Origin of the sequence: Rhizobium sp. PL01, from assembly GCF_033447125.1 — a bacterium.
In the GTDB taxonomy this organism is placed as follows: Bacteria; Pseudomonadota; Alphaproteobacteria; order Rhizobiales; family Rhizobiaceae; genus Pararhizobium.
In genome coordinates, this window is sequence record NZ_JAWQUM010000009.1 from 55,447 (window position 1) to 71,588 (window position 16,142).

The 16,142-nt window shown below is 57.4% G+C and carries 17 protein-coding genes; 7 read left to right on the forward strand and 10 right to left on the reverse strand.

Annotation, left to right across the window (positions count from 1 at the left end; all coding sequences use genetic code 11):
- Positions 1-8: 8 nt before the first annotated feature.
- From R6X40_RS20450 to R6X40_RS20485, 8 genes are all read right to left on the reverse strand, one after another.
- Positions 9-1,019 carry a type II secretion system F family protein gene (locus R6X40_RS20450; protein WP_318415654.1) on the reverse strand — a complete coding sequence of 337 codons (1,011 nt, stop codon included), beginning with the start codon at positions 1,017-1,019 and terminating at the stop codon, positions 9-11.
- Between the two features lie 8 nt (positions 1,020-1,027).
- Positions 1,028-2,503 (reverse strand): CpaF family protein, encoded by a 1,476-nt coding sequence (locus tag R6X40_RS20455; protein WP_318415655.1) that lies wholly within the window; start codon positions 2,501-2,503, stop codon positions 1,028-1,030.
- A gap of 31 nt (positions 2,504-2,534) precedes the next feature.
- Positions 2,535-3,824 (reverse strand): CpaE family protein, encoded by a 1,290-nt coding sequence (locus tag R6X40_RS20460; protein WP_318415656.1) that lies wholly within the window; start codon positions 3,822-3,824, stop codon positions 2,535-2,537.
- Positions 3,825-3,854: 30 nt separating this feature from the next.
- Complete coding sequence (locus tag R6X40_RS20465; protein ID WP_318416006.1) at positions 3,855-4,565, reverse strand: CpaD family pilus assembly protein; 711 nt, start codon at positions 4,563-4,565, stop codon at positions 3,855-3,857.
- Between the two features lie 60 nt (positions 4,566-4,625).
- Complete coding sequence (locus R6X40_RS20470) at positions 4,626-6,146, reverse strand: type II and III secretion system protein family protein (RefSeq protein ID WP_318415657.1); 1,521 nt, start codon at positions 6,144-6,146, stop codon at positions 4,626-4,628.
- Positions 6,147-6,166: 20 nt separating this feature from the next.
- Complete coding sequence (cpaB, locus tag R6X40_RS20475) at positions 6,167-6,979, reverse strand: Flp pilus assembly protein CpaB (protein WP_318415658.1); 813 nt, start codon at positions 6,977-6,979, stop codon at positions 6,167-6,169.
- A gap of 176 nt (positions 6,980-7,155) precedes the next feature.
- Positions 7,156-7,668: a prepilin peptidase gene (locus R6X40_RS20480; protein WP_318415659.1), complete on the reverse strand. Its 513-nt coding sequence runs from the start codon at positions 7,666-7,668 to the stop codon at positions 7,156-7,158.
- 176 nt (positions 7,669-7,844) lie between these two features.
- Complete coding sequence (locus R6X40_RS20485) at positions 7,845-8,027, reverse strand: Flp family type IVb pilin (RefSeq protein ID WP_318415660.1); 183 nt, start codon at positions 8,025-8,027, stop codon at positions 7,845-7,847.
- Between the two features lie 319 nt (positions 8,028-8,346).
- On the opposite strand from R6X40_RS20485, the gene R6X40_RS20490 reads away from it, so the two are divergent.
- The 7 genes from R6X40_RS20490 to R6X40_RS20520 all read left to right on the forward strand — a co-directional run bounded on the left by R6X40_RS20490 (position 8,347) and on the right by R6X40_RS20520 (position 13,981).
- On the forward strand, positions 8,347-8,772 hold the full coding sequence (locus tag R6X40_RS20490; protein WP_318415661.1) for a pilus assembly protein N-terminal domain-containing protein: 426 nt from the start codon (positions 8,347-8,349) through the stop codon (positions 8,770-8,772).
- A 202-nt stretch (positions 8,773-8,974) separates the two neighbouring features.
- Positions 8,975-9,592, forward strand: coding sequence for a TadE/TadG family type IV pilus assembly protein (locus R6X40_RS20495; protein WP_318415662.1), 618 nt, complete (start codon positions 8,975-8,977; stop codon positions 9,590-9,592).
- A gap of 20 nt (positions 9,593-9,612) precedes the next feature.
- Positions 9,613-10,212, forward strand: coding sequence for a TadE/TadG family type IV pilus assembly protein (locus R6X40_RS20500; protein WP_318416008.1), 600 nt, complete (start codon positions 9,613-9,615; stop codon positions 10,210-10,212).
- A 151-nt stretch (positions 10,213-10,363) separates the two neighbouring features.
- Positions 10,364-11,584, forward strand: coding sequence for a phosphopentomutase (locus R6X40_RS20505; protein ID WP_318415663.1), 1,221 nt, complete (start codon positions 10,364-10,366; stop codon positions 11,582-11,584).
- Positions 11,581-12,549 (forward strand): adenosine deaminase, encoded by a 969-nt coding sequence (locus tag R6X40_RS20510; RefSeq protein ID WP_318415664.1) that lies wholly within the window; start codon positions 11,581-11,583, stop codon positions 12,547-12,549. Before R6X40_RS20505 ends, R6X40_RS20510 begins: the two co-directional genes overlap by 4 nt.
- Positions 12,550-12,657: 108 nt before the next feature.
- Entirely contained in the window at positions 12,658-13,287 is a 630-nt protein-coding gene (upp, locus tag R6X40_RS20515) for a uracil phosphoribosyltransferase (protein ID WP_318415665.1), read from the forward strand.
- Positions 13,288-13,465: 178 nt separating this feature from the next.
- Positions 13,466-13,981 (forward strand): TIGR02281 family clan AA aspartic protease, encoded by a 516-nt coding sequence (locus R6X40_RS20520; RefSeq protein WP_318415666.1) that lies wholly within the window; start codon positions 13,466-13,468, stop codon positions 13,979-13,981.
- Here R6X40_RS20520 and deoA read toward each other — a convergent pair.
- Positions 13,971-15,290 (reverse strand): thymidine phosphorylase, encoded by a 1,320-nt coding sequence (deoA, locus tag R6X40_RS20525; protein WP_318415667.1) that lies wholly within the window; start codon positions 15,288-15,290, stop codon positions 13,971-13,973. The two genes, R6X40_RS20520 and deoA, sit on opposite strands and share 11 nt — an antisense overlap.
- Positions 15,287-16,060 (reverse strand): deoxyribose-phosphate aldolase, encoded by a 774-nt coding sequence (gene deoC / locus R6X40_RS20530; RefSeq protein ID WP_318416010.1) that lies wholly within the window; start codon positions 16,058-16,060, stop codon positions 15,287-15,289. Before deoC ends, deoA begins: the two co-directional genes overlap by 4 nt.
- Between the last annotated feature and the right edge of the window lie 82 nt (positions 16,061-16,142).

The following is a 16,142-nucleotide window of genomic DNA, read 5'->3' on the forward strand; positions in this document are numbered from 1 at the left end:
CCCTTTTCCTAGATGTCGAAGTTGATCATGTTGCGCATGACCCAAATGCCGATGGACATCCACACCGCTGAACACCCCATGATGAGGTGGCCACGCGGGTCGGTGAACAGGACCATCATGTAGTCCGGTGAGGTGGTATAAACCATGAACGTAACGATGAACGGCAGCGCGCCGATGATGCAGGCTGAAGCCTTGGCTTCCATTGACAGCGCCTGGACCTTGGCCTTCATCTTCTTGCGTTCACGCAGCACCTTGGAGAGGTTGCCGAGCGCTTCGGAAAGATTGCCGCCGGCCTGCGCCTGGATGGCGATGACAATGGCGAAGAAATTGACCTCCGGCAGCGGAATGGTGTTGATCATGCGCGCACAGGCTTCCGGAATATTCAGGCCGACTTGCTGCGCCTCGATGATACGCTTGAACTCGGTCTTGACCGGCTCCACGCCATCGCCGGCAATCAGCCGGATGGCATCATTCAGCGGCAGGCCTGATTTGATCGAACGCACCATGATGTCGAGCGCATTCGGGAATTCGCTCAAAAACGCCTTGGCGCGCCGTTTGATCATGAAGTTGATAAACCAGCGTGGCAAACCGGCGCTGCCGACGAGAAAAATCCCGGCGATCACCGGCAATTGCATCCCGGCGATCAGTGCCAGGAAGCTGGCCATAACGCCGAAGACCACACTGGCGATGTAAAACTGCGGGATCGAAATCTTGAAGCCGGCCTGAATCAGCCTGACCTTCATGCTCGGCTTCGCCTTGGCTGACTTTTCCTGCTGCTTCTTCTCAAGGTCCTTCAGCGAATCCTGAACGGATTTCCGCCGCTTGGACATCTCGTTCATCCGGTCGCGCGCAACCTTCACCTGGATCCTGTCGGATTCGGCGGCTTTGACCTTGCGGACGCGGCTTTCGGCTTTCTTTTCAGTTTCGATGCGCGTGAACAGAATGCCATAGGCGAGCCCGGCCGTCGAAAGCGCGACGAGACCAACAATCGCCAGAATGGTGATGTCTATTCCGAACATGAAGACCCTCAGTCCTTTTCCATCGCATCGAGCGTCGCCGCCAGCCGTTTGTCTTCGTTAAAGTAGCGAGCTCGATCCCAAAAATGCGGACGGCCAATACCCGTCGACTTGTGCCGACCGATGATCTTGCCGTTGGCGTCTTCGCCTTCCAATTCGTAGCGCATCAAGTCCTGCGTGATGATCACGTCGCCTTCCATGCCGATCACCTCGGTGATGTGGGTGATGCGGCGCGAGCCATCGCGCAGGCGGCTTGCCTGGATAATGATGTCGATGGAACCGGCAATGATTTCGCGCACCGTCTTGGCCGGCAGCGTGAAACCGCCCATGGCGATCATCGATTCCATACGGCTCAGGCATTCGCGCGGCGTGTTGGCGTGAATGGTGCCCATCGACCCGTCGTGACCGGTGTTCATCGCCTGCAACAGGTCGAAAACTTCCGGTCCGCGGACTTCGCCGACGATGATGCGTTCAGGCCGCATACGCAGGCAGTTCTTGATGAGATCACGCATGGTGATCTCGCCCTCGCCTTCGATATTCGGCGGGCGGGTTTCAAGACGAACCACATGCGGCTGCTGCAGCTGCAGTTCGGCCGTGTCCTCGCAGGTGATGACGCGTTCTTCGATATCGATATACCCGGTCAGGCAGTTCAGGAGCGTTGTCTTGCCGGAACCGGTACCGCCAGAGATGACGATGTTGCAACGGACGCGGCCAATGATCTGGAGGAGAACAGCACCTTCCGGGGTGATGGCGCCGAACTTGACCAACTGGTCGAGCTTCAGCTTGTCCTTCTTGAACTTACGAATGGTGAGTGCCGTGCCATCAATGGCGAGCGGCGGGGCAATGACGTTGACGCGGCTGCCGTCAGGAAGACGGGCATCGCAGATCGGGGAGGATTCATCGACGCGACGGCCGACCTGGGACACGATACGCTGGCAGATCGACAGCAGTTGGGCATTGTCGCGGAACCGGACCTCGGATTCGATCGTCTTGCCGTTCACTTCGATGAAGGTCTGGCCAGCGCCGTTGACCATGATATCGGCGATGTCGTCGCGTGCCAGAAGCGGCTCCAGCGGACCGTAGCCGAGAACGTCATTGCAAATATCCTCCAGCAGCTCTTCCTGCTCGGAGATCGACATCGCAAAATTCTTGATGGTGATGATGTCGTTGACGATATCGCGAATTTCTTCGCGGGCACTCTCATTGTCGAGCTTGGCGAGCTGCGAAAGATCAATCGTATCGATCAGCGCCGAAAATACCTGGGATTTGGTATCGTAATAGTCCTCGGTCCGAGCGGCTTTCTTACGAACCGGCGGAGGAGATGGCTGCGAGCGGGTGACAGGCATCGTTTCGCGAACGGGTTCTGCAAGCACCGGCGCGCTCGGACGCTCGGCAACCGCTATCGCAGCGCCGGACACGGCCGGTTGCATAGGGGAGTTTGTAGGCCCGCCCTTTCCGAATCCTTCGTTTCCTCGTTTACCAAACATGCGCTCAATCCGGTTTCCGTTTGACTGTCAGTTACTTACGCCCAAGCATCCCGAGAACTTTGCCAAGACTGCCCGTCTTGGCTTTCTTGGCTGTTGCCCGGCCGGTAAGGAGATGAGCGAGTTGCGAAATAGTTTCCGCCGTCGGCGCCTTCTTGTCGATCTCGGCAATCATCCGGCCGCTATTGGCGGCATTCCCAAACAGGACGACGTCGAATGGAATAATGGCAACCGGCTCGACCTCAAGGGAACCACAGAAATCGGTCGGCGATATTTCTGGCCGTTTCGGCAAGCCGACCTGATTGAGCACCAGATGCGGCATCTTGTCGTTGGGCCGGATCTTCTTCAGCGAATCGAACAGGTTCTTGGCGTTGCGCAGGTTGGCCAGATCTGGCACTGCGGTGATCACGACCTCATCCGCCTCCGCCAGCACGGTGCGGGTCCAGTCAGACCATTGATGCGGCACGTCAAGCACAGAGACCGGGGCATTGCGCAACAGGATTTCCATCAGTGGCTGGAAGGCCGTCGCATCGAAGTCATAGGGCCGGTCAAGCATCGACGGCGCAGCAAGCAGCGATAGGTGCTCGGAGCATTTCGTCAAAAGCCGGTCAAGAAACACTTCGTCGAGACGTTCCGGGGAAAAGACCGCCTCGGAAATGCCCTGCGGCGGGTCCTGATCGAAATTGATGTTGGCTGTGCCGTAAGGCAAATCGAGATCAGCCAGCACGACTTCGGTTGAAAACAGGTTGGAGATACCCCAGGCGCAGTTATGCGCCAAGGTCGAAGAACCGACGCCTCCCTTGGCTCCGATGAAGGCAATGCTGCGTCCCAGTGGTTCGGCATCCGGATCGACAAAGATCGTCGCGATCGCACCCAGCACGTCGGACATGGCGACCGGAGAAACGATGTATTCGGAGATGCCGTTGCGAATCAGGTCTCGATAGAGCGGGATATCGTTGTAACGGCCAATGATGATGACTTTGGTGCTTGGGTCGCAAACGGCGGCCAATGGCGCCAGTTCCTGCATCAGCGACCTTGGTTCCGTTGATGTTTCAATAATGATCAGATTGGGCGTCGGTGTCGTCGAAAACATGTTGGCGGCCGCAGCGATCGATCCACTGTTGACCCTGAAGGTGACCTTGCTCATTCGCCGGTCCTGGCCGCACCGTTCCATCACCCGCTGCAAAGCCTCCGTCTCGCAGAAGGCATGGACGGATATCCGCGGAAGTGGCCGCAGGTGATCGACTTCGCTTGGGCGAACGGTATCAGAAAAGCCATCCGATACATCCGATGCGGTCTCAATCTTGTAGTCAATCGTGCTCATGGTTCTATCCCTTCAAACCGCTCGGATGTATCAGTTGAAGTTGATCGTCGGGCCAATGGGATCGCTGCCAGAGTCTATTCCGCGGTAGTCGCTGATCACCTTGCCGCGCTGGACGGCATCGATCGGCGACATGGCGCGCGGCCCGAGCAGATCCAGAGGATTGGAAATCTGCGCAGCAAGATTAGCCTGGCTGGAGCAGCCGAAGTTTTCGTAATTCTTGTTCTGGATGGTGTTGGAGATCAGATCCTTCGGCCAGTTGCCGCACGGCGCAGTCTTGGCAGTAATCGCCGTGTAGCTCAGCCGCACCGGTGCTGCGTCGCCATAGGGATCAGCCTGATAACTGACCTCTACCAACCGGTTCGCCGGGATGCCGGCCCCGACCAGTACACCGCGGATTTCCTTGCGCAATGAAGATGCCGCCTGCGCGTTGGCAGATCCGCGCGGCAGCAAAATCTGAACCGTGCCCGTCGCGGAGTTTGTGTAGCTCTGCGCGAAGCCGCGGATGACGTCGCGCGCACCCTTCGTCAGGCGTCTGTCGCTGGACCCTACCGGTACATCGATTGCGTGTTCAGCCTCGGCAATCACGATCGGGTGACGGGTTCGGTAATCATCGGGCACAGCACCTGTGGACATACCGTCCCGGTTGGCGCAGCCGACAAGGCTTGTACCGGCAACCAGCAAGGCGCCGATCGTCAGCAGGCGCGCAAGACGGACTGGACCTGCAAAAAACTTTGCCCGCATGATCGTGTGCCTTTTCATATTGCGGTTCAGGATGATCTTCGTTGTCATGTCCGCTCCCGCCTATTTGTAAATGAAGCCGACGCTACCGTGATACTGCCCCGTGGGGGCGGCCTGACGGGTGCCGTAGATGCGATTGACCTCGCCGAGAAACGCGCTGGACAGGTCGTCAGTCGGATTGAAATTGTCATCCGGGCGCGACAGGTCGCCGCGCGCCACAGGCTGAACCAGGTAAGGCGTCGCAATGATGACCAATTCTGTCTCGTTGCGAATGAAATCCTTCGAACGGAACAGCGTACCGAGAACGGGAATTTTCGAGGCGCCTGGAAGACCGGACATAGCTTGGCGGATATTATCCTGCACAAGGCCACCGATCACAATTGAGCCCCCTGAAGGGAGTTCGACGCTGGTCGACGCCTTGCGGCGGCGGATCGACATATAGGTCTGGCCGGGGACACTGATCGTATTACCGTTGACGACCGATCCATCGAACGTTGGTTCCGAAACCTCAGTTGCAATTTCAAGACTGATACGGCCCGGCCCCAGAACGACAGGTGTGAAATCTAGCCCGATACCGTATTCAACAGTTTCCACGGTGCGCTTTAGAACACCCTCTTTGTCGATTTCCTGCTCCGATGGCAGACGATATTCACCACCGACGGAAAAGCTGGCCTTCTTGCCGGATATTGCTGTCAGGCTGGGCTCCGCCAGCGTGCGCATCACACCGGCTTGCTCCATCGCATTGATATAGCTGGCGAACCCCATCGAACCAGATCCGATGGCACCGCTGATCTGGGATGCGACCGCATTGACCGCGTTGCCGAGGTTCGCCGGATTGCGGAAGGTGATGCCGTTACCGCTGGTCGAACTTCTGATCGACCCGCTAAAGCCAAGCTGCTTGAGCACCTGGCGCGAAACCTCAGCAACCGTTACTTTGAGCATCACTTGGTCTTCACCGTCAATCCGGAGAAGATTGACGATTTGCGAAACCTGGCGACGCTCGGCAAAGATGTCTGCGTCACCATTATTGCCCTGTGCGGTAATATTGCGCGTGGTTGCTTCACCGCCCTTGATAAACGCACTGGCGAGTTCTTCGACGCGCGTGGAATCGAGCGGAGTACGAACGGTCCCGGTCAGGACGATATTGTCCGAGATGATTTCGACCTTGATATCGGAATCAGGCAGGAAGCGCCTGAGATTGGCCTCCAAGCCGGAAATATCGCGTTCAATCTCTACATCGAGGCTGACTATTTCCTCGCCGCCCGGGCCGAACACAAAGATGTTTGTCTGGCCAACCATTTTTCCAAACAGGTAGATTCGCCGCGATGTCCTTGTCACCGCATCCGCCAGCATCGGATCCGCAACAAGGATATCATGCGCGTCCCTCGGGAGATCAATGACGACCGCCTTGTTGAGCCCCAACTTGATGGTTTTCTTGACGCCCGGTCCGCTATCGACGATGCGCACCACCGACTGTGAAGCCGCTTCGGCAACGAAAGTTCCGGCCGGCAAGCCCGAAAAAGCCAGACAAAAGACCAAGCCGCCTGCGACAGAGCTCCGGAATTTGTTGTTGATCCGCTTCACGTTCCGCTCCCGCTCACACATCATTTCGCTTGAACCAAGGATGAGCTGTCATCGCTCTTGACGATAGAGCCCGATTTGATGACCTGAATTGACGGCCGCCCATCGCCGCTCAAGAGATAGTCAGCCCCGATCGTATCCGGCTCCTGCGCGTCGGCGACACTGCGCAGGACCAGCGACAGGCGCTCGGCCATTTGCTGCGCCACCGTCATGACCTTCGACTGATCCGGCGTCAGCTCCAGCGTGGCGGTCGTTCCGACCACCGACCTGGAACCGTCTTCCTTTTCCTCGACCTGCTGGTCGATGGCGAGAACGCGGACATTGCTGAGAACGGTTTCAGTCAGGAAATTATCCTGCTCCTTGCGGACCATGATGACGTCGACGCGATCGTTCGGCAGAATGAACCCGCCCGCACCGGTCGCAACCGTAATTTCGGTGGCGACAGCGCGTTTGCCGGCCGGCAGCAGTGACGACATGATCCGGCTCGACGAATCCGCGATCTTTTCCTGGCGTACCGGTTCGCCGTTGAAAATCGGCAGGCGAACGACGACACCCTGCATATCGGTGACTGCGTTCGGACGAAGCTCCTCGGTGATCAAGCCTTCGACGACGCCGTCCTTGGGCCAGGAGATCCAGTGTATGGAATCCGGATTGAGCCTCGACCCAACGGGGAGGCTCTTGCTGGCAACAAGAACGTTGACGGTTGGTTCGCGCTCGATCACCGGCTCTGCCGTGCTCACTACGGTCTTGCCGCTGGTCAGCTTGAGTGCCAGGAATCCGGCCAGTCCCGCCGATGCGACAGCCACTGCCAGAATAATAACGCGCACCGGTTTCATGATCTTTCCCTGCAGCCGAGAGTATGCCCGCTGCAGATTGATCAGGAATTGGTGTAATTATAGTTAACGGACCGCTTACATTTGTGGTTAACAAATGATTTGCACCACAAAGGCGCAAACATTCCTTCGACTGTGCCGCACAGTGAACACCAGCGATACAAAATGGAACAAAGAAATTAATGCAGGCGGGCCAGCGCGGCTATCATCAACGGCGATGAAGGATATGCAAGGAAGCCACCAAACCCGATTGCAATGCCGTAAGGAATTTTGTTGGCTGTGAACAGCAAGTGCGGCACCGGAAGACCGGCCGCAAGAATGATGTTTTCCTGCTTGCGCAACATCAGGATCAGGATCGTCAGGACACCACCGAAAAACGACACGTAGATGAGAAACTCGAGCAATGAGCTGTTGAAGCCAAACCAGACAGCGCTTGCCGTCAACAGTTTAGCGTCCCCTCCGCCCATGATGTTCAGCGCAAACAGCGTAAAACACCCCGCAAACACGATCAGGCCTACGGCGAGGTGCATGCCAATCATCGACAAGCTGAGACCGGCCATTGGAGCTATCAGGATAAATGTACCCAGTAAAATGGCAGATACCCGGTTCGGAATAGTCATCGTAAAAAGATCGGAGAACGCAGCAATTGCCAGGCACAATGGAAATATGACGAAAATGGCAGCTTCAATCATGCGCGTCGTCCCAGCTTTGAAATACAATCGCTAGCGGCCTACTTATACCCGGCGGAAAAACATCTTCCGCCGAACGTACACATACTGACTTAACGAAATGCGAAGTCGGCAGACCGTGCAGCACAGAAAAGGAAAAGCCGCCCCAAAAGGGCGGCTTTTCGAATAGTCAGAAGATATTACACCTTGCCGGCTGCAGTGGTCATCTTCGTGCCCAAGCCAGTGAACACCACGTTCAACTGCGAACCGAGGGCCGTTGCACCGGTGATCAGGGCGACGGAGATGAGGGCGGCGATCAGGCCGTATTCGATCGCGGTCGCGCCAGACTCATCCTTCATGAAACGTGCGAAAATCTTGGTCATGGTATCTCTCCTACTTCACTTGTTTGTTCAGCACTTCCGCCAACTGTTTCCGTTGATCGGATGACCAGAACCTACAGATCGTGAATTTCAATTCGCTTAAAGAAAAGAGTTACCGATATATTAACAATCAACACCAGCTTTCATGGTAAAAAACCCAACAATGTAAAGTATAAAATACTATCGATCTCCAAGCCCATCTCGATACGCGGCCGAAGCACGGCATACTGAATGCCTTTAAGCGCTGCCGGCGCCCTTGATTTAACGCTTCATTCACCAAAACAGAGGATGCTTTCGACATTCTCTTCATCAGGAAACAGCCATGAACTTGCAAAACACAGCCATCGGCGCCCGGTTGCTGACCTCGGCCTTCGCAATTCTGGCTTTTATCAGTTCGTTTTGTGCATCTCCGGCGATGGCGGCCGACGAAATGCTGAACGTTTTCATGAATCAGGCGCGCGTGCTAAAGCTCGACCGGCCGGTCAGCAAGGTCATCATCGGCAATTCTGACGTCGCGGACGCTACCGTTGCCGATGCAAAGACCATCGTACTGACGGGCCGCTCGTTCGGCACGACGAACCTTGTCATTCTTGACATGGACGGAAATGCCATTGTTGATGAGCGCATTCTTGTCTCCATCGACGAGGGCAATACAGTGAGGGTATTTCGCCAGACGGTCCGATCGGTGCTTTCCTGCACACCCAACTGCGAAGAGCACGCGACGCAAAAAACAACTATCGCAAACTGACGGGCAAGATTACAGCGTGATGCATGCAAGAGCCGTCAGCGTGGGGATTTAAGGCATGGAATTCGGACAGAGGCGAAATCTGGCCGCCAATCCTTATCATCCGGTAAGTGTTTCCATTCAAATTATCATCGTCCCTGCATACGAAATATCAACAGTCGCTTCCTAATGTACCTCATCGTATGGCGCATTGCGGAATGGCGAAATGTTGAACAACCATAATGAAGACGCTGAGACCGGCCAGATCGACGGCCCTCGGCAGAATAGACCCAACCGCGGCCTGTTGCGACGTTTGTTCAGAGACAAATCTGGTACATCGGCGATTGAATTCGCGCTTCTCGCCCTGCCTTTCATGATGGTCGTTTTCGCCTCGCTTGAGACGTTCACAGCGTTCACGGCAGAGCAACTTCTGGCCAACGCCACCGAGACGATGGCCCGCAAGGTGCGAACCGGCCAGATCACATCAACGACGACCCAAGAACAATTCCGCAATGCTTTCTGCGCCGAAATTTCGGTTCTCATGACCTGCTCGGCAACCGAGGCCAAAATACCTTCAAAACTCTTTATCGATGTACGAAGCTTCGCAGACTTCTCGCAAATTCCACAGACCATCCCGCGGAAAGATGGTGATCTCGACACCACCGGTTTCCAGTTCGCCCCAGGCGGGCCGACGACGATCACAATCGTGCGCGCCTACTACCGCTGGGAAGTCATCACCGATCTCGTGCGCCCCTACATCACCAATTTGCGCCCCGCCGGCAGCAGCATGCCGAAAGACTATCTGATGGTGGCAACAACCGCCTTTCGCACCGAAAGTTACTGAGGAAGCAAACTATGAAGACTATGCGTTATCATAGAGCATTGCTCTCTTGGAGATTGGAAACGTTTGGCACCTTTTGGCGTGACCGGAAGGGAACGGGTGCAATCGAATTCGCGATCATCGCTCCCTTGCTGATCATGGCCTATATCGGTTGTTTCGAAATATCTGTCGGCTTCAACGTCGCCCGAAAAGTCTCGCGTGCCTCAAGCACGGTGGCGGACGTGCTGACACAGATGCAAAGCGTCGATAAGGCCAGTCTCAACGGCATGAAAACCGTCACCAAAAGCGTAATGTCACCTTTCCAGGTGGAAGATGGCCAGTACACACTGAAGATGACCGGCATCAAGATGACCGCCCCCGGTGTTGGCGAAGTGACATGGTCGTATGACCAGGCTGGCGGTGCCCCCTATAAAGCTGGCTCTACCGTCACAATGCCAAGCGATATTTCCGCTGTAAACACCTTCATCGTGCGATCAGAATTGGTGATTCCGCACGAAATATTGCTCTTTGCGCCAGGGCTCTCCAAAAGCGCTGTAAATACGATCGACATCTCCAAAACGTCCTATTTCCGTCAGCGCGTCGGCACGGAAATAAAATGCAGTGATTGCCCGGCCTTCAAGTAAAGACCCCGCCACCGTGGCCCGAACTATAACCGGTCGGCCATTTGCAATATGCACGGCCTCGGAGTATTTCTGCGCGCTTTAGCCTCCGCTTGACTGCGCGAGGTGAAGAGCAAAATTTGTTCTGTCGCTGCGGCAGCATACTGGGTGGTTCATGGCGCGTGCCTTTCTGTTCGTTCTTGATTCCTTTGGCATTGGTGGGGCGCCGGACGCGGTCGAATTTGGCGACGATGGTGCCGACACGCTTGGCCATATCGCTGAATTCTGTGCTGCGGGTGCCGGTGACCGGGATGGCTTGCGCGCAGGGCCGCTGACGCTTCCCAACATGTCGGCGCTCGGCCTGCTTCATGCTGCAAAACTTGCCAACAAGCGCCTGCCTGCCGGTATGCCGTTGCCAGAGCGGGTGTTCGGGCTTTATGGCGCTGCGAGCGAAGTTTCACGCGGCAAGGATACGCCATCCGGGCATTGGGAGATTGCCGGGACGCCTGTAACATTCGACTGGGGTTATTTCCCCACGGAAGGCGACACGTTTCCGGCGGAATTGGTCGAAGCGATCTGCCGTGAAGGCGAAGTGCCCGGCATTCTCGGCAATTGCCATGCCTCGGGCACCGACATCATTGCTCAATATGGCGAGGAGCACATGCGTACCGGCAAGCCGATTTGCTACACCTCCTCGGATTCGGTTTTCCAGATCGCCGCGCACGAGCATTCCTTCGGCCTAGAGCGCCTGCTTGCATTTTGCCAAGTGGTGCGGCGCCTGCTCGACGATTACAATATCGGCCGCGTCATCGCCCGGCCTTTCGTCGGTACTACACCGAAGGACTTCGTGCGCACCGGCAACCGCCGCGATTATTCTGTTTTGCCACCGGAGCCAACCCTGCTCGACAGGCTGAAAGACGCCGGACGGACAGTGCACGCTGTCGGCAAGATCGCTGATATCTTCGCCCATCAGGGCATTGGCCGGACGATCAAGGCCAACGGCAATATGGACCTGTTCGAGGCAACCCTGAAAGCCATGGACGAGGCCGAGGACGGCGATCTGGTCTTCACCAATTTCGTCGATTTCGACATGCTTTACGGCCATCGGCGCGACGTGCCGGGTTATGCCGCCGCCCTTGAGGCCTTTGACCAGCGGCTTCCCGACCTGGACCGCAAGTTGAAACCCGGCGACATTGTCATCCTGACTGCCGACCATGGTTGTGATCCGACCTGGCGCGGCACCGACCACACACGCGAACGCGTCCCGATTCTCGTTTTCGGTCCGGGCGTTCGCACCCGCTCGATTGGCGTGCTGCCAAGCTTTGCCGGAATCGGCGAGACGATTGCCAAACATCTGGGCCTTCCACCGGGCCTCCATGGGAGAAGTTTTCTGTGAGCGCATATCTGAAGAAGGCCGAGCTGCATTGCCATATTGAAGGTGCTGCACAACCCGCACTCGCCCTCATCATGGCCGAAAAATACAATGTCGATATCAGCGACATCATCAAGGACGGGGCGTATGTCTGGGCAAATTTCAGCGAATTCCTGAAATGTTATGACGCCGTTGCCGAGCTTTTCCGCACGGAAGAAGACTACGCGCTGCTGGCAGAGACCTATCTGACGGAACTGGCAGCCGCAGGCACGATCTACAGCGAGATCATCGTTTCCCCCGACCATGGCAATACAATCGGCATCGGCAGCGATGCCTATATCCGCGGATTGGCCGCAGGCATCGAGGCCGCCAAGCAAAAGACCGGCATCGAAGGCCGGATGATTATCACCATTATCCGGCACATGGGGCCGGAAGCGGCGGAACGTACAGCGCTCTATGCAGCCAAGCGCGAACATCCGCTGGTGACAGGCTTCAACCTTGCCGGCGACGAACGCATGCACACGGTCGCCGATTTCTCGCGCGCCTTCGATATTGCCCGTGATTGCGGGCTTGGCCTGACCATTCATGCCGGCGAAATGGCCGGCGCCTTCAGCGTCCGCGATGCGCTCGATCATGTACGGCCCTCGCGCATCAGCCATGGCGTCCGTGCCATCGAGGATGCCGAGCTCGTCAAGCGGATCGCCGACGAAGGCGTCGTTCTCGAAACATGCCCGGGCTCCAACATATCGCTGCAGGTCTTTCCAGACTTTGCCTCGCACCCCTTGCGCGCGCTCCATGAGGCCGGATGCCGGGTGACGCTGAACTCGGATGATCCACCGTTTTTCCACACGTCGCTGAAACAGGAATACGAAATCGCCTCGCAGGTGATGGGTTTTTCCGATGAGCAGATTAACGGCATGACACGCACCGCGATCGAAGCCGCCTTCGTGGATGAGCCCACCCGCGCACGCCTTTTGGCGTCTCTCTGAGACTGCTCGACTGGGGATGACGCCGTAAAGCGCCGTTCGGGCCTTGCGGCGTCTCGCCTTTCCGTGAAAAAAGGATTTTAAATCCAAATTCCGCAGGAGGGCTTGGCCATGGACGGCGTTACAGTCATCAATCACCCGCTTGTTCAGCACAAGCTGACCATCATGCGCAAAAAGGAGACCTCGAGCGCAGGTTTCCGCCGTTTGTTGCGCGAAATCTCGACGCTGCTCTGCTACGAGGTCACGCGTGACCTCGAACTGAAGATGGAAACCATCGAAACGCCGATGCAGACCATCCAGGCACCGGTACTCGAAGGCAAGAAGCTGGTATTCGCGTCCATCCTGCGCGCTGGCAACGGCCTGCTCGAGGGTATGCTTGAACTGGTACCGTCCGCCCGCGTCTCGCATGTCGGCGTCTACCGCGACCACGAAACGCTTGAGGCGGTCGAATATTATTTCAAGGCGCCGGAAAGCATGTCTGAACGCCTCGTCATCGTCGTCGACCCGATGCTGGCAACCGGTAATTCCTCGATTGCCGCCATCGACAAGCTGAAGGAGCGCGGCGCCAAGAACCTGCGTTTCCTCTGCCTGCTGGCCGCCCCCGAGGGTATCAAGAACTTTCAGGCTGCCCACCCGGACGTGCCGATCTTTACCGCGTCGATCGATAGCCATCTGAACGAGCAAGGCTATATCGTACCGGGCCTCGGCGATGCCGGCGACCGGATGTACGGCACGAAGTAAGGTCAATCGGCCGGTCTCCCGCATTCGTCAGCGGGCCGCCGGGCGACCAGAATCTTGCCAGTTCCTTAACCAGCTTCACAATTCGGCACGCAGCCGCCGGAAAATCCGGCGGCTTTTTGCATCCTGTTAGCGGGCTTCGTGTTTAGCTGAGGGAGATTTTCACGCGCGGAGTTGATCAATGCTGGTTCGTATGGCTGTCTTTGCTGGAGGCATCGTTGCCGCCGCCATGGTGCTGCCGGGAATTGCTACGTCATATCTTGACCGCCCGCAGGCCGACATTCCAGCCAAAACCGCCCAGACCAGCCCGGCAAAATATGCCGGCGGCAGAGGCGTCATCATGCAACCCGGTCGAGGGGGGCATTTCTCGGGTACCTTCACCATCAACGGACGCAAGGCGGACGGTATGGTCGATACTGGCGCCAGCGTGATCGCCATCAATATATCGACTGCGCGGAGGCTTGGCATCTCGACAGGATCACTATCATTCAACGCCACGGCCAATACCGCGAACGGCATCGTCAAGGCTGCTGTCGTCATGCTGGATCGCGTCGAGATCGGCACGATTGCGGTCAAGGATGTGCAAGCCATGGTGCTGCCCGACAAATCGCTGTCGGGCATGCTGGTCGGCATGAGTTTTCTCAACAAGCTCTCGTCCTATAAGGTCGAGAACGGGGCGCTGCACCTTACCCGCTGATTTTGGAAACAATCACCGGCCGCTCAGGCATAGCGTCTTCACCAATCACATAAATGTCCTGTAACCGGCCACGCGCCTTCAATGCCTGAGCTTCGTCTTTGGCATGGACAAAGGCAAAGGCTTCACCCTTTTCAACCTTGGTCCCCAATGGTTTTAAGCCACTAAAGCCGACGCGGTGATCGATCGCTTCGTCCGGTCTTGTCCGGCCACCACCGAGCGCAATGACTTCCATCCCGACATCGCGGGCATTACAGGATTGAAGATAGCCGCCACGAAGCGCCTCGACGGGAAGAATGACCGGCGCCTTGACCAGATAGGCCTGCGGACGCTCGACGAAATCGGCAGGGCCACCCAGCATATGAACCATGCGGCCAAAGCGCTCCAATGCAGCACCCGATTGCAATGCCCGCCGGGCAAGATCGATGCCCTGCGTGGGGCTGGCTGCAATGCCGGAGGTCATCAGCATCTCCGTCGCGAAGGCCATCACCACCGCTTCCAGGCGGGTTCCTGCTTTTTCTCCGCGCAGAAAGGCGACACAGTTTTCGATCTCGAGGGCATTGCCGGCAGCATCGGCAAGCGGTTCGTTCATGTCGGTGATCAGCGCCGTCGTTTTCACGCCGGCACCATTGGCGACGCCAACCAGCGAGCGGGCCAGCGTCTCGGCCTCCTCCAGCCCGACCATGAAAGCGCCGTTACCGATCTTGACGTCGAGCACCAGCGATTGCAGCCCAGCGGCGAGCTTCTTCGAAAGGATCGAGGCTGTTATCAGTGGTACGGAATCGACCGTCGCTGTCACGTCGCGAATGGCGTAAAGTCGCCGGTCGGCGGGCGCGAGGTCAGCAGTCTGGCCGATGATAGCGCAGCCGGCCTCCTGAACAGTTCGGCGGAACAGCGTTTCTGACGGCTTGATGTCGTAACCTGGGATCGATTCCAGCTTGTCGAGCGTGCCACCGGTATGGCCAAGACCGCGGCCGGAAATCATTGGCACGGCGAGCCCGCACGCCGCCACGATCGGCGCCAGCATCAGGGACACGTTGTCGCCAACGCCACCGGTCGAATGCTTGTCACCGATAGGGTGGCCGATATCATCCCAGGACAGGACGTCGCCGCTATCGCGCATAGCAAGCGTCAGCGCCACGGTCTCGTCGAGGTTCATACCGGAGAACCATGTGGCCATGGCAAAGGCCGCTACCTGTCCCTCGGAAATCGATCCATCGGTAAGACCACGGATGAAACCGGCGATATCGGCGCTGCCGAGCGTCTCGCCGTTTCGCTTTCGACGAATGACCTCTTGCGGGATCATGATCAATAGGCCGTCGCGCCGGCAACGGGTTCGCGGCCATCTAGTACAGAGAGGATATCTCCGAGCAGGCCGGAGGCGCCGAAGCGGAACGTTGAGGGCATCGGCCAGTCTGGGCTGTGGATCGTCGCTGCAAGGGTGAGGTAGAGGCGGGCATCGCCCACGGTGCGAACACCACCGGCCGGCTTGAAGCCAACCTTGCGGCCACTTTCGCGGATGCAGGTCAGCATGATATCGGCCGCCTCTAGCGTCGCGTTGACAGCGACCTTGCCTGTCGATGTCTTGATGAAATCGGCGCCTTCCTGAATGGCGATATGGGAGGCGCTGCGGATCAGGCCACGATCCTTCAATTCGCCGGTCTCAAGAATGGTCTTGAGCAGAATGGGCGCCGGGCAGGCTTTCCGCACCTCGGAAATCATCGTGCGGACGGCCTGTTCGTCACCGGCCATGAAGGCGCGATAAGGGATGACAAGATCGATTTCGTCAGCGCCATCGGCAATCGCCTGCAGTGTTTCGGCGATAACGGTTTCGACCGGTAACTCACCGGAGGGGAAATTGACAACGGTCGCAATCTTGACTGCGCTGTTCGGCCCAAGGATCTCGCGCGCCTGGACGACGAAACGCGGCCAGATGCAGATCGCCGCCGTATGTCCGTGCGGCGTGCGGGCCGAAGCGCAAAGTTTTTCAATCGCCTCCGGCGTGCAGTCGTCCGTCAGGTCGGTCAGATCCAGCAATGACAGCGCAAGCGCGGCTAGCTGGCGATTGGAGGCTTCGAGCATCATGGGGTCCGTCCATTTCTAGATCGCGATCATTCGTGAGCGGAGCAGCGGCCGGTCACGAACGGTTGTTCTATACGCTTGA